The organism is Streptomyces mirabilis (assembly GCF_039503195.1).
GTDB lineage: Bacteria > Actinomycetota > Actinomycetes > Streptomycetales > Streptomycetaceae > Streptomyces > Streptomyces mirabilis_D.
Window position 1 is genome coordinate 3,435,283 of record NZ_JBCJKP010000001.1, and the last position, 13,655, is coordinate 3,448,937.

Annotated in this window: 11 protein-coding genes and 1 pseudogene; 9 read left to right on the plus strand and 3 right to left on the minus strand. The window is 73.1% G+C overall.

Annotated features, from left to right (window positions below; genetic code table 11):
- Positions 1-143 precede the first annotated feature (143 nt).
- Together AAFF41_RS16205 and AAFF41_RS16210 are read left to right on the plus strand one after the other, a co-directional pair.
- Positions 144-1,181 carry a Strvi_7410 family MBL fold metallo-hydrolase gene (locus AAFF41_RS16205; RefSeq protein WP_319743793.1) on the plus strand — a complete coding sequence of 346 codons (1,038 nt, stop codon included), beginning with the start codon at positions 144-146 and terminating at the stop codon, positions 1,179-1,181.
- A gap of 104 nt (positions 1,182-1,285) precedes the next feature.
- The gene (locus tag AAFF41_RS16210; protein WP_319743795.1) at positions 1,286-1,756 is read left to right on the plus strand and encodes a nuclear transport factor 2 family protein; all 471 of its coding nucleotides are present in this window, start codon (positions 1,286-1,288) and stop codon (positions 1,754-1,756) included.
- On the opposite strand, the gene AAFF41_RS16215 is transcribed toward AAFF41_RS16210, so the two are convergent.
- The gene (locus AAFF41_RS16215) at positions 1,735-3,828 is read right to left on the minus strand and encodes an ATP-binding protein (RefSeq protein WP_319743797.1); all 2,094 of its coding nucleotides are present in this window, start codon (positions 3,826-3,828) and stop codon (positions 1,735-1,737) included. The two genes, AAFF41_RS16210 and AAFF41_RS16215, sit on opposite strands and share 22 nt — an antisense overlap.
- A 259-nt stretch (positions 3,829-4,087) precedes the next feature.
- On the opposite strand from AAFF41_RS16215, the gene AAFF41_RS16220 reads away from it, so the two are divergent.
- Positions 4,088-5,116: a PP2C family protein-serine/threonine phosphatase gene (locus AAFF41_RS16220; protein ID WP_319743799.1), complete on the plus strand. Its 1,029-nt coding sequence runs from the start codon at positions 4,088-4,090 to the stop codon at positions 5,114-5,116.
- Positions 5,117-5,154: 38 nt separating this feature from the next.
- On the opposite strand, the pseudogene AAFF41_RS16225 reads toward AAFF41_RS16220, so the two are convergent.
- A pseudogene (locus AAFF41_RS16225) lies at positions 5,155-5,472 on the minus strand (phosphotransferase family protein); the annotation flags it as partial.
- Positions 5,473-5,702: 230 nt separating this feature from the next.
- Positions 5,703-6,869 carry a M48 family metallopeptidase gene (locus AAFF41_RS16230; RefSeq protein ID WP_343324116.1) on the minus strand — a complete coding sequence of 389 codons (1,167 nt, stop codon included), beginning with the start codon at positions 6,867-6,869 and terminating at the stop codon, positions 5,703-5,705.
- A gap of 477 nt (positions 6,870-7,346) precedes the next feature.
- Here AAFF41_RS16230 and AAFF41_RS16235 point away from each other — a divergent pair, with 477 nt between their 5' ends.
- From AAFF41_RS16235 to AAFF41_RS16260, 6 genes are all read left to right on the plus strand, one after another.
- A complete protein-coding gene (locus AAFF41_RS16235) occupies positions 7,347-8,567 on the plus strand; it encodes an SCO2321 family membrane protein (protein ID WP_343324117.1) in 1,221 nt (406 codons plus the stop codon).
- Positions 8,564-9,235, plus strand: a complete 672-nt coding sequence (locus AAFF41_RS16240; RefSeq protein WP_343324118.1) for an SCO2322 family protein — start codon at positions 8,564-8,566, stop codon at positions 9,233-9,235. Before AAFF41_RS16235 ends, AAFF41_RS16240 begins: the two co-directional genes overlap by 4 nt.
- Positions 9,236-9,250: 15 nt before the next feature.
- Complete coding sequence (locus AAFF41_RS16245) at positions 9,251-10,366, plus strand: CbiQ family ECF transporter T component (protein ID WP_319743811.1); 1,116 nt, start codon at positions 9,251-9,253, stop codon at positions 10,364-10,366.
- Positions 10,363-12,006 carry an ABC transporter ATP-binding protein gene (locus AAFF41_RS16250; protein WP_343324119.1) on the plus strand — a complete coding sequence of 548 codons (1,644 nt, stop codon included), beginning with the start codon at positions 10,363-10,365 and terminating at the stop codon, positions 12,004-12,006. Before AAFF41_RS16245 ends, AAFF41_RS16250 begins: the two co-directional genes overlap by 4 nt.
- Positions 12,003-12,824 (plus strand): ECF transporter S component, encoded by an 822-nt coding sequence (locus AAFF41_RS16255; protein WP_319743815.1) that lies wholly within the window; start codon positions 12,003-12,005, stop codon positions 12,822-12,824. The genes AAFF41_RS16250 and AAFF41_RS16255 overlap by 4 nt, the downstream gene beginning before the upstream one ends.
- Positions 12,825-13,201: 377 nt before the next feature.
- Entirely contained in the window at positions 13,202-13,618 is a 417-nt protein-coding gene (locus AAFF41_RS16260) for an aggregation-promoting factor C-terminal-like domain-containing protein (protein ID WP_319743817.1), read from the plus strand.
- Positions 13,619-13,655: the final 37 nt, after the last annotated feature.

Sequence of the window (13,655 nt, forward strand, 5' to 3'; positions counted from 1 at the left end):
ACGAGAACTGATACCAGCTCCGGTCGACGGAGTCCACGGGCCGGACCCATGACTCGCACACCGCCCACAGAACGGTTGGTTTGAGCACCCAATGGAATCGGTTCTAGTTATAGTGGCGAGAACACGGCGATTGGTGGGAATCCATGACGCAGGTGACCGATCACGGCGGGGGCGTACGGTCGATCAGGGTCCCCATCCCGGACAACCCGCTCGGCACGACGCTGGTCCATCTCGTCGACACCGACCTGGGCCCCGTGCTGATCGACACCGGCTGGGACGACCCGGCCTCCTGGGACGCCCTCGCCGCCGGGCTCACCGCCTGCGGCGTCTCCGTCGCCGAGGTGCACGGGGTGGTCATCACCCACCACCACCCCGACCACCACGGTCTGTCGGGCAAGGTGCGGGAGGCCTCCGGGGCGTGGATCGCGATGCACGCGCTGGACACCGCGATCGTGCGGCGGACCCGGGAGAACCGGCCCGACCGCTGGTTCTCCTACATGGCGGACAAGCTGGCGTCCTCGGGCGCCCCCGAGGAGCACGTCGCCCAGCTGCGCGCGGCCCGCACGGCCCGGCTCACCGCCGGCCTGCCCACCTTCGCCCCCGCGCTCCCCGACCGTGAGATCGTCCCCGGCGAGCTCCTCGACCTGGCGGGCCGCCGCCTGCGCGCGATCTGGACCCCGGGCCACACGCCCGGCCACGTCTGCCTCCACCTGGAGGAGACCCACCCGGCCGCCCTCCCCGGCAACGGCCGCCTCTTCTCCGGCGACCACCTGCTCCCGAGGATCACCCCGCACATCGGCCTGTACGAGGATCCCGACGACGCCACCGTCGCCGATCCCCTCGGCGACTATCTGGACGCCCTGGAACGCGTCGGCCGGCTGAACCCGGCCGAGGTGCTCCCGGCCCACCAGCACGCCTTCACCGACGCGCCCGGCCGCGTACGGGAGTTGCTCGCCCACCACGACGACCGGCTCACCGGCCTGCTCGCCCTCCTGTCGACCCCGCTCACCGCCTGGCAGCTCGCCGAGCGCATGGAGTGGAACCGCCCGTGGGACCAGATCCCCTTCACCTCCCGCAACATCGCGGTGTCGGAGGCCGAGGCCCATGTGCGCCGCCTGGTGAAACTGGGCCGGGCGGAGGCGGTGACGGGGAGTGATCCGGTGACGTACGCGGCGCTGTGACGCGTACGCGCGCCGTTGTATCGCGTTCGCGTGGTGCTGTATCCCGTTCGCGCGGCGTTGCCATGCGTGGGCGACCGCAGGCCCGGAGCTGATAGCAACAGCTCATGGCCCCTCTCGAACAGCCCGCCCTCGAACGACTCCTCGCCGAGCGCGCCTGCGAGCGTCTCGTCCTCGACTTCGTCCACCGTCTCGACCTCGGTGAACCCGCCTCCGTCGCCGACCTGTTCTCCGAGGACGGCGCCTGGCGGTGGCCGGAGGGCGACCGGCTCGTCGAGGGGCGTGCCGCCCTGCGCGCGTACTTCGGCGGGCGCCCCGCGGACCGGCTCTCGCGCCGCATGATGGCGAACGTCCTGGTCACCGTGGACTCACCGACCGAGGCGCGGGCCACCTCGTACTTCACCACCTACCGGGTCGACAGCCACACCGGCGGCATGGTCCCGGCCGGACCTCCCGTGCAGATCGGACACTACGAGGACACCTTCCGCAGGGTCGACGGGACGTGGCTGCTCTCGACCCGCACCCTGTTCCTGCCCTTCGGCGGCCCCACCCCCCGTCAGCGGCCCTCCGCCGCGTAGTCGAGCCCCTCCTCGTACGCCATCCCGAAACCTTCCTCGTACGCCGCGCGGTAGGCGCTGTCGCCGATCTCGGCGCGGATGCGCAGTTCGTGGGAACGGCGGGTGGCGAGGAGGTCGGGCGAGTCCATCTGGGCCCGGCCGGTGAGTTCCCAGACACGTTCGCCGATGCCGAGGAGCCGGGCGGCGCGCGGGCCGTCCCCGGCCGCGACGACGGCGGCGGCCAGGACGTCCAGCGCCATGGCCGCGCCGACGGTGTTGTGCAGCAGGCCGTGCCCGGCGAGCGCGGTGCGGGCGTTGTCGAGGGCGGCGCGGACCTCGCCGCGGGCCAGGTCCGTCTGAGCGACGATCCCGTCGGCGAAGGCGCCCGCCCACGACTCCCCGCACTCCACGCTGGCCTCGCGCACCTCCTCGGCCACCGTCCGCGCCCGGTCGTGATCACCGCGCAGCAGGTGCGAGAAGGACAGCGCCACCCGGACCTGGAGCTGGGCGGCCCCGAACCCGTCCTGTCTGATGGGCAGTCGGGGCGTGGCGGACAGTACGTCGATCGCCTCGCCCAGCCGGCCGCTCAGCGCCAGCCGGCCCCCGGTGAGGTAGGCGGCGGCCACCACCGCCACCGGGTCGGCCTGGGTGTCCGCCGCGTCCGTGCAGCGCTCCGCCCAGTGCGCCGCGACCTCCAGGTCGCCCTGGAGCAGCGCCACCGCGCCGCGTGCCCACAGGGCGCGGGTGCGGTCGGGTCCGGGCGGCGGGTCGGTGGCGAGCGCGAGGTCCAGGCAGTGCTGGGCGTCGCGCAGAGAGCCGCAGTGCCGCCACAGGAAGCCGAGGTCGGCCGCCATCCCCAGGGCGATCCGGCGGTCGGGGTCGATGAGCGCGCAGTCCATCGCGGCGCGCAGGTTGGCGTGTTCGGTGAGGGTGCGTTCGCACCAGGCGACCTGCCGTCCGGTGTTCCACTCGGTCCACCCCTGGCGGACCAGTCGCCGGAAGTGGTCGCGGTGGCGCAGCCGTACGGCGTGTTCCTCGCCGAGGGCGCGCAGCCAGTCGGCGCCGAACTCCCGGACGGTGTCGAGGAGCCGGAAGCGGGCCGGGTCGGTGCGGTGGCGCTGCACGATGGACTGTTCGACGAGCCGGGCGAGCAGTGTGGCGACCCGTCCGGCGGGCAGCGGGCCGCCCGCGCAGATCTCCTCGGCGGCGCCCACGCAGAAGCCCCCCGCGAACACCGAGAGACGGGCCCACAGCAGCCGCTCCAGCGGTGCGCACAACTCGTGGCTCCAGCCGATCGCCGTGCGCAGTGTCTGGTGGCGTGGCGGTCCGGCGCCGTCGCGCGGGGCGCTGAGCAGGTCGAGCCGGGACGGCAGGCGTTCGCCGAGCCGTCCGTGGAGCTGGGCCAGGGACAGTTCGCAGAGGCGGGCGGCGGCGAGTTCGAGGGCGAGCGGGATGCCGTCGAGACGGCGGCAGACGGCCTCCACGGTGGGGCGGTTGGTGTCGTCGAGGGTGAACCCGGTGAGGGCGGCACGGTCGGCGAACAGGGTGACCGCGTCGTCGGCGACCGGCAGCGGGTCCAGGGGCAGTACGAGTTCGCCGGGCAGTCCGAGCGGCTCGCGGCTGGTGACGAGGACGCGCAGGCCGGGGAGGGCGGGCAGCAGGGTCTCGACGAGCGCGGCGCAGTCCACGAGGACGTGTTCGCAGGAGTCGAGCACCAGCAACAGCCGTTTGCCGTAGGCCCATTCGGCCACCACCTCGGTGACGGGACCGGTGGACTGGTCGGTGAGCCGCAGCGCCTCCACGACGGCGAGGCCGACCAGGCCCGCGGTGTGCAGGGGGGAGAGTTCCACCAGCCAGACGCCGTCGGGGTAGGCCTCCTGGAGCCGGGCCAGTGCGCGCAGGGCGAGCCGGGTCTTGCCGACTCCGCCGACGCCGACGACGCTCAGGAGCCGGTGTATGCCCACCGAGGGGTCCAACTCGGTCTCCAGCCGGCGCAGTTCCTCCCGCCGTCCGACGAAGCTGTGCGTCTCGGGCGGCAGATTGCCGGGGCCGCCGCCGGTGGGATGCGTCGGCTCGGTCGTTTTGTCGGACACGACAACCAGTCTGGACGGATCATGACCGGCTCCGGAGACGGTCCGGGAACTCGGACAGAAGAGCGTCGGCACCACGACAGTTCCGGGCACCTTTCGACGAGATGCGATCAACTCCCTGTTGGTGAGGGTGCGGCGGTCTTTGTTCGGAGATCGTCGGGTGATGGGCACGAGGGAGCAGGGGCAGCGAGATCGACGAGAACGCCAAGAGGACCAAGGACATGAAGAACAGCGGGATCGGCCGGAGCGGCGGGAACGCCGGATGCTGCTCGCGCCGCTCGTCACCTGTCTGCTGATCGCCGTCCCGGATCTGCTCTTCGACCGGGTACCACCGCTCATCACCCTGTTGCTCATCGGCCCGCTGCTGGCCGGCGCCCGGCTCGGCGTCCGGCACACCGTGCTGGTGTGCTGCTGGTCGGCGGTCCTGGGCCTGGCCATGGGGTTCGGCGACGACGCGGTGCCGAGCACCGGCTTCGGCATCCGCTGGGGCGGACTCCTCGTCGGCTGCGCGCTCACCGTGTACGCGGCCCGGCAGCGCGACCGCCTCCGCGAGCTGCTGGCGCGGGCCCACGAGGTGGCCCGGGTCACCCAGACGGCGATCCTGCGGCCCATCTCCCGTACCTTCGACGGCACCCGGGTCTGTACCCGGTACCACAGCGTCTCCCACGAATCGGCCGTCGGCGGCGACCTGTACGACGTCGCGGTGACGCCGTACGGCCTGCGGGTCCTCGTCGGCGACGTACGCGGCCACGGCGTCGAGGGGCTCCGGCTGGCCGCCGACACCATCACGGCCTTCCGTGAACTCGTCCACACCGCACCCGACCTGACGTCCCTCACCGCCGAACTCGACGCCCTTCTCACCCCCGAACTGGGCCCGGAGGACTTCGTCACCGCGGTGCTCGCCGAGTTCGCGCCGGGCGAGGTGCGGCTCGTCAACTGCGGCCATCCGCCCCCGCTGCGCTCCGGCCGACGCATCGAACTCCTCGAACCCCCCGTCCCCACCCCGCCGTTGGGCCTCGGTCCCGATCCGCGCCCGTACCGCGTACGGCTCCAGCCCGGCGACCGGCTGCTCCTCTACACCGACGGCCTCACCGAGGCCCGTGACGCGGAGGGCGCCCCCTTCCCCCTCCTCGGCGAGGCGGCGCTCGCCCTGCGCGAGCCGCTCCCCGACGAGGCCCTGCGGTCCCTGCACGCCCGCCTGCTCGCCCACACCGGAACAGCCCTCGCCGACGATCTCGCCCTGGTCCTGTGCCAGCCCACGGAGGCAACAATTCCGACACCCGTGCCGTGACCGATGCCGTGGGTGCGAGACATCTGGCGCCACACCACTCAGGGAAGCAGCGCCCGGATCAACTCCGCGGAGTTCCCGAGGAGTTGGACCTCGTGTGCGCTCATGGTCGGATTGGCGGCCCGCCGCACCCGCGCCTCCGCGAGCCCCTCCTCCGTCACCCGGTCCGCGTTCCCGTCGAGCATCGCGACCAGCGTCTCGCGGGCCAACTCCGCGTAGACCTCACCGCCGACGGCGACCTGCGCGAGGATCACGGCGGACATGCCCCAGTCCAGGCCGGGCGGGCCGTCCTCGGCGTTGGACCAGTCGATGACCTTCGGGCCGTCCGGGGTGAGCATCACGTTGTCCGGGTGCAGATCCCGGGGGGCATGGGTATCCGGCGCCGGCCGTGCGGGCGGCGAGCCGGACCGAGATGGTGATGGAGCGGCTTTCGGGGCCGACCATGCTGACGGCGTTCGAGACGGGGGAGATCGGCGCGCGGGAGGGTGGTGGCGTGCTTGCCGGACTGCTGCGCGCGCTGCACGCCGTGCCCGGTCGGGGTTCCGGCGACGCGGGCGTCCGCGTACTGCACTACCGCCGCCATCCGCTCCTACCGGGCGAGTACGTGGCGGGCGAGGCGGGCCCTGGACGGGGCCAGTTCGGTGTCGAGGGCGTGCTGTCGTTCGTCGTCCGCGACCACCGCGGCGGCCACGGCGGGCCTGGCGAGCAGGCAGGCCCGGCGCAGGTGCGTCGGTGGGTGGGTGGAGTCGACGCTGTGTCCGCGCAGGATTCCGACGCGGCGCTGGCGCTCGTACTCGTGCTCGGGGATCGAGTCCACGTGAGCGGCCAACTGGTCCCACAGATCGCGCCACGGCTCGCGACGCTCCGCGTCCTGGGCCCGGATCACCTGGCCGGCGTTGGACATGCGGAGCAGCAGGGTCTCCGCCGAGTCGGTCACGAGGAGGCGGTCCATGAGTGCCACGGCGGCTTCGCTGGAACCGGCCCGGGCCGCGGCGGCGTCGGCCAGGTACTCGGCGCGCTGCTTCGCGCGCATCGTCAGCTGGTCGAGCAGCATCAGCAGGCCCTGGGCGGCTCCGTAGGGCAGCAGATAGAGCACGTTGAGCGCCATCTCGGGGACGGTGGGGTGAGAGATCGGGCGCATCAGATAGCGCCATGTGGCCAGGGACTGGAGCGCGTTGGCGATGACCAGTCCCTGCCGGGTGTCCCCGTTGGCGTAGTGACCGAGTTCGTGTCCGAGCAGCGCGATCCGCTGTTGCGGGGTGGTGATCTCCCAGAGCCCGAGCCCTATGGTCAGCAGTCGGCGCCGGCGCGCTCCGTACGTGGTCACGCTCGCGTTGACGTCGGTCGTCAGGGCGATGGCGTGGACCCCGGTCGTGCCGACGACGGAGGCGATCTCGTCGACCAGGGCGAACAGCTGGGGCGCCTCGGCCCGGTGCAGCACGGGCGCGTCGTCCGGCAGCCGTCCGAAGCGGGGCCGAAGGAGCCAGGCCAGCAGGAGAAGGATCACTCCCACCACCGGCAGAGCGGTGCCCCAGCCAAGTATCACCAGCAGGACCCCCGTCCCGAGCAGGGCGATCGTGGCGCCGTGGATGGCCAGCGCGACGGCGTACGCCAGGACAGCGGCCGCATCGCGGCGCGGACGCGGATCGCCGTCGGCCGACACCTCGGCCAGCAGTGCCTCCCCGTGCTGACGGGCCAGCGACCGCCGCAGTCCCTCCAGCCGCCCCGGTCTCTCTTCCGGCTCGCCGGGATCCACATTCCATCCGCAGGCCGCACACCACGCCGTGAACCGCGGGTCGGTGCGCACCTCGGTGCTGCATTCCGGGCACGACTGAGCTTTCTCGTCCACAGTGCCGCGCATCTTCGTGTCCCCCCTGGACCCCGGTTCCCCCCAGGGACCGGCGAATGTCGACGTGTTCGAACAGAGCACATCGAGAGCGGAGCATAGGCCCACGAGTCGGCGCTCACAGCCACTCCTCGGGCGATTCCTACGGGCCGGTACAGTAAGCAGGTCGTCATCACACCCGTACGCGGAGAAGCCGGTGCAATTCCGGCGCTGACCCGCAACCGTGAGCCACCCGCAGGGGCGGCGAGCCGGATCGCCTCGTGCGGGACGTGACCGGCTCGTGCCACCGGCAGCCCGTCGGTGGCCGGCACCGTCGAGGGATACGGGGCCGGAGCCGCTCGGGGCCAAGCCTGCGCCCGGTGCTGCCCGGCTTCCGCAGGGAGAGTCATGATTGTTCGCCGCAGCGCCGCGGTACTGGCCGCCACCGTAGTGATCGGTACGGCCCTGGCCCCGGCCGCCGAGGGCGCCTCGCCTTCGCCGGCCCCAGCGATACCCTCCGGCCTCTACGGCACCTCCGACCCCACCTACGACGGCGTCTGGCGGCAGTCCCTCGCGCTGCTCGCCCAGCACACCGTCGGCGTGAAGCCCGCGGCGAAGGCCGTCGACTGGCTGGCCGCGCAGCAGTGCGCGAACGGGGCGTTCGCGGCATACCGCGCCGACGCGGCAGCGAAGTGCGACGCCAAGACGATGGTCGACACCAACAGCACCTCGGCGGCCGTACAGACCCTCGCCGCGCTCGGCGGCCACGGCGGCGAGACGGGCAAGGCCGTCGCGTGGCTGAAGTCCGTGCAGAACAAGGACGGCGGCTGGGGCTACACGGCGGGCGGCGCGAGCGACGCGAACTCCACGTCCGTGGTGATCGGGGCACTGGCCGCGGTGGGCACCAAGCCGGCGGACGTCTCCAAGGGCGGCAAGTCGCCGTACGACGCCCTCGTCAAGCTGTCGATCCCGTGCGGCGGGACCGACGGGGGCGCGTTCGCCTACCAGCCGGACAAGAAGGGCAAGCTCGCGGCCAACGCGGACGCGACGGCCGCGGCCGTGGTCGGAGCCCTGGGCAAGGGCCTCGCCGGTGAGCCCCTGAAGTCCGTGGCCGACCCCCTCACCTGCGGGACCGCCGACAGCCCCCAGCGGGCGGCCCAGAACGGTGCCGCGTACCTCGTCAAGGCGCTCGCCAAGGACCACCACCTCACGTCGGTGATGCCCGGCGCCAAGAACCAGCCCGACTACGGCAACACGGCGGACGCGGTCGTCGCGCTCGCGACCGCCGGGCACGGCGACAAGGCGGCCGACGCGATGCGCTGGCTGGAGACCCACTCCGCGCAGTGGGCCGAGCAGTCCGGACCCGCCGCGTACGCGCAGTTGGTCCTCGCCGCCGACGCGGCGACGTTCGACCCGCGCGACTTCGGCGGCCAGGACCTCGTCAAGCAGCTCAACGCCACCGGCCCCGCGCCCGCGTCCCTCCCGGCCGAGCCCGCGTCCGCCGCGGAAGCCGCGAAGAAGAAGGACGACAGCGGCGTCAGCGTCTGGTGGATCATCGGCGTCGGACTCGTCGGCGGCATCGGCATCGGCTTCCTGATCAGCGCCCGCAACAAGAAGCAGCAGCCGTGAACCGCCGTCGGACGTACGCGCTGGTCCTGTCCCTGCTCCTCCTCGTCATCGGCGGCGCGGGACAGGCCCAAGCCGTCGGCTACCGCTACTGGTCGTTCTGGGACCTGACCGGCGGGAAGTGGGATTACGCGACGCAGGGCCCGTCGACCGCGCGACCGTCCGACGGCGACGTCCAGGGCTTCCGTTTCGCGGTGAGCGCGGACTCGCAGGACGCCTCCAAGCCGCGCGGCCACGCGAACTTCGCGTCCATCTGCGCGAAGACGCCCGCCCAGGCGGGCCACAAGCGGGTGGCGCTCGTCATCGACTCCGGCACGACCGCGGACGCCCCGGGCGGCGAGACGCCGCCCGCACCGCGGACGGTCTGTGCCCGCGTCCCCGCCGACGCGACCACGGCCGAGGCCCTCGCGACGGTCGCCAAGCCTCTCCGCTACGACACCAACGCCCTCCTGTGCGCCATCTCGGGCTACCCGGGGAAGGGCTGCGGCGACCAGGTCGCGACGTCACACACCGCGCCTGCCACCACCGCGAAAGCCGACGCCAAGGACAACACCGACGCCAAGTCCGAGGCGACCCAGCACGGCCCGTCGCTCGGCCTGCTCGCGGGAGTCGTCGCGGTCGCCGCGCTCGGCGGGGCGGCAGTCTGGCAGACCCGCCGCCGCCGGCCCTGAGTACGGCGACCGACGATGACACGCGCGCCGAAGGCACACCGTTCCAACGCCCTCCCCCCAGGGGCCTGGTGGATCTGGGCCCTGGGCCTGGGAACCGCCGCCTCCCGCACCACCAACCCCCTCCTGCTGGCCCTCCTCGTAGCCGTGGCCGGTTACGTGGTGGCCGCCCGCAGAACCGACGCCCCCTGGGCCCGCTCCTACACCGCGTTCGTCAAACTCGGCATCGCCGTCCTCGGCATCCGGCTGGCGTTCGCCGTCTTCCTCGGCTCCCCCGTCCCCGGCACCCACCTCCTCGTCACCCTCCCCGAACTCCCCCTCCCCCACTGGGCCCAGGGCATCCGTGTCGGCGGCCGGGTCACCGCCGAGGGCCTGCTCTTCGCGCTGTACGACGGCCTGAAACTGGCCACGCTCCTCATCTGCGTCGGCGCGGCGAACGCCCTCGCGAACCCGGCGCGGCTGTTGAAGTCGCTCCCGGGGGCCCTGTACGAGGCGGGCGTCGCGGTGGTCGTCGCGCTCACCTTCGCGCCGAACCTGATCGCGGACGGCCGACGGTTGCGCGCCGCCCGCCGTCTGCGGGGCCGCCCCGACCGTGGGCTGCGTGGCCTGCTGCACGTCGGACTCCCGGTCCTGGAGGGCGCGTTGGAGCGTTCGGTCGCCCTCGCGGCGGCGATGGACGCCCGCGGCTACGGCCGCACCGCCGAGGTAGCGCCCGCCGTCCGGCGTACGACCACCGTCCTGACGCTGGGCGGTCTGCTCGGCGTCTGCGCGGGCACATACGGAGTGCTGACCGCCGAGGGCGGCACCTACGGCCTGCCCGTGCTGCTCGCCGGAGTGGCCGCGGCGCTCGGCGGGCTGTGGCTGGGCGGGCGCCGCTCGGTCCGCACGCGCTACCGCCCGGACGTGTGGGGCGTACGTGCCTGGCTGGTGACGGGCTCCGGAGTCGCGGTCGCCGCCGGACTGGTCGTCTCCGCCGCGTACGACGCCTCGGCGCTGAGCCCCGGTGTCCTCCCGCTGACCGCCCCCGCCCTGCCCCTCTGGCCCGCGGCGGCGATCCTGCTCGGCCTGCTCCCCGCCTTCGTGGCCCCGACACCCCACTCGCGGGAACCCTCCACCCCCAAGGACCCCTCATGATCCGCTTCGAGGATGTCTCCGTGACGTACGACGGAGCTGTCGAACCCACCGTCCAGGGCGTGGACTTCGAGGTCCCGGAGGGTGAACTCGTCCTGCTCGTGGGGCCCTCCGGCGTCGGCAAGTCGACCGTGCTCGGCGCGGTCTCCGGTCTCGTGCCGCACTTCACGGGCGGCACCCTGCGCGGCCGGGTCACGGTCGCCGGGCGGGACACCCGCACCCACAAACCGCGCGAGCTCGCGGACGTGGTCGGCACGGTGGGCCAGGACCCGCTGTCCCACTTCGTCACGGACACGGTCGAGGACGAACTCGCCTACGGCATGGAGTCGTTGGGCCTCGCGCCGGCCGTGATGCGCCGCCGCGTCGAGGAGACGCTGGACCTGCTGGGCCTGGCGGACCTCCGCGACCGCCCGATCGCCACGCTCTCCGGCGGCCAGCAGCAGCGCGTCGCCATCGGCTCGGTCCTGACCCCCCACCCGCGCGTCCTGGTCCTCGACGAGCCCACCTCGGCCCTGGACCCGGCCGCCGCCGAGGAGGTCCTCGCCGTGCTGCAACGCCTCGTCCACGACCTCGGCACGACCGTCCTCATGGCCGAACACCGCCTCGAACGGGTCATCCAGTACGCCGACCAGGTCGCCCTGTTCCCGTCCCCGGGCGCCGCGCCGACGCTCGGCACCCCGTCCGAGATCATGGCCGTCTCCCCGGTGTACCCGCCGGTGGTGGACCTGGGGCGGCTGGCAGGCTGGTCCCCGCTCCCCCTCACGGTGCGCGACGCACGGCGCAGGGCGGGGTCCCTTCGGGAACGGCTCACGGAACTCGTCCCCAGGCCGAGGACCGCGCGGCCGACAGCCCCACGGGCGGCGGTTCCACGGGCGGCGGTTCCACGGGCGACGGCCCCGGCCTCGATCGAGGCCCTCGCCGTCCGCCATGGCCGCGTCGAGGCGCTCCGGCGCGTCGACCTCACCACCGCCCCCGGCGAGATCATCGCGCTGATGGGCCGCAACGGGGCCGGGAAGTCCACCCTGCTCGGCACGCTGGTCGGGCTGGTCGCACCGGCGGCCGGTTCGGTCCTGGTCGGGGGCGCGGTCCCGCGCCGGACGGCACCACGGGACCTCGTACGTCGAGTGGGTCTCGTACCGCAGGAACCACGCGACCTGCTGTACGCCGACACGGTCGCCGCCGAGTGCGCGGCGGCCGACGAGGACGCGGGGGCCGAGTCCGGTACCTGCCGGGCCCTGGTGTCCGAACTGCTGCCGGACATCGGGGACGACACCCACCCCCGTGACCTGTCGGAGGGGCAGCGGCTGGCGCTCGCGCTGGCCGTCGTCCTGACGGCCCGCCCCCCGCTCCTGCTCCTCGACGAACCGACCCGCGGCCTGGACTACGCGGCGAAGGCCCGTCTGGTCACGGTCCTGCGCGGCCTGGCCGCCGAGGGGCACACGATCGTCCTGGCCACGCACGACGTGGAACTCGCCGCCGAGCTCGCGCACCGTGTCGTCGTCCTCGCGGACGGCGAGATCGTCGCCGACGGCCCCACGGCCGAGGTGGTCGTCGCCTCCCCGTCCTTCGCGCCCCAGGTCACGAAGGTGCTCGCGCCGCAGCCGTGGCTCACGGTCACCCAGGTCAGGGAGGCCCTCGCATGACGACACCGGAGGTCCGGACCAGAGCCGTCCGCCTCGGCCCCCGCTCCCTCGCCGCCCTCTGCCTCGTGAGCGCCGTCGGGGTCGCCGGGTTCGGCTGGCCGCTCTTCGCCGATCCCACCTCGCAGGTCGCCGCACACGCTCAGGACGCGCCCTGGCTGTTCGCGGGGCTGCTGGTGCTGCTCGTCGCCGTCGTCACGGCGACGATCTCCGAGTCCGGGCTCGGCCCGAAGGCGGTGGCCATGCTCGGAGTGCTGGCCGCGACCGGCGCGGCGCTGCGGCCGATCGGCGCCGGGACGGCCGGGATCGAGCCGATGTTCTTCCTGATGGTGCTGAGCGGCCGGGTGCTCGGACCGGGGTTCGGGTTCGTGCTCGGGTCCGTGACCATGTTCTCCTCCGCGCTGCTCACGGGCGGGGTGGGTCCGTGGCTGCCGTTCCAGATGCTCGCGATGGGCTGGTTCACGATGGGCGCCGGGCTGTTGCCGGGCCCCGACCGGATGCGCGGGCGCGGGGAACTCGCCCTGCTCGCGGCCTACGGGTTCTGCGCCGCGTTCGCGTACGGCACGGTCATGAACCTGGCCGGCTGGCCCTTCATGGGCGCGCTGGCCTCGAACGTCGCCTTCGACCCGCACGCCGACGTGACCGCCAACCTGGCCCGTTTCCTCGCCTACTGCGTGGCCACCTCCCTCGGCTGGGATCTGGGCCGGGCCGTCGTCACCGTCGTCCTGACCCTCACGCTCGGCGCGGCCCTCCTCAAGGCGCTGCGCAGGGCGACGCGGCGGGCCGCCTTTGAGACCCCGGTCACCTTCGAAGCCCGGTGACGTGCGACCCAGGTCACACCACTCGGACGCGCCCCGTAGCCACCCGCACACCTTCCGCCAGTCGCGGGGTGAAGCACCCCACAGGACCCACGTCACATACGAGGCGGGCTAGTAGCGCCAAAGGCGTGGCATGCACGCGTCGTCAACCCCTCTGACCTGGGGTTTGAGACCCAGGTCACAGAAGGGATGTTTCCCTCGGATGCGACCACCACTAGTAAAAGGGGTCATTGCGGACACCCCCCTGAGCCTGTTTCTCTGGAGCAGTCGCCAGGCGCCACGAGCCCACCCGGGCCGCGGCGCCGATGTACGCCTCCACCACACGTCGTGTGGAACAGGGCGCACCGCGACCGCCCTGTTTCCTAAGAAAGGTTCTCCGCGTGTCCGTCTCCTTCATCCGCACCATCGCCGCTTCCCCGAAGAAGGTCCTCACCACCGCCGCCGTGGCCGCCGCCGCCACCGGCATGGTCCTCGCCGCGAGCCCCGCTCAGGCCGCCACCGGCCAGGCCTCCTCCGCCCAGGCGATCGCGCACAAGATGATCCCGGACGCCGCGCAGTTCACCGCCTTCAGCAAGATCGTCGAGCACGAGAGCGGCTGGAACCCCAGCGCCACGAACTCCGCTTCCGGCGCCTACGGCCTGGTCCAGGCCCTGCCCGGCTCGAAGATGTCTGCCGCCGGTTCCGACTGGAAGTCGAACCCGGCCACCCAGATCAAGTGGGGGCTGGACTACATGAACTCGCGCTACGGCAGCCCGGCCGCCGCCTGGAACTTCTGGCAGGCCCACAACTGGTACTGAGCGGCCCACCGGTGACCACCGGCGCCCCACGGCACCC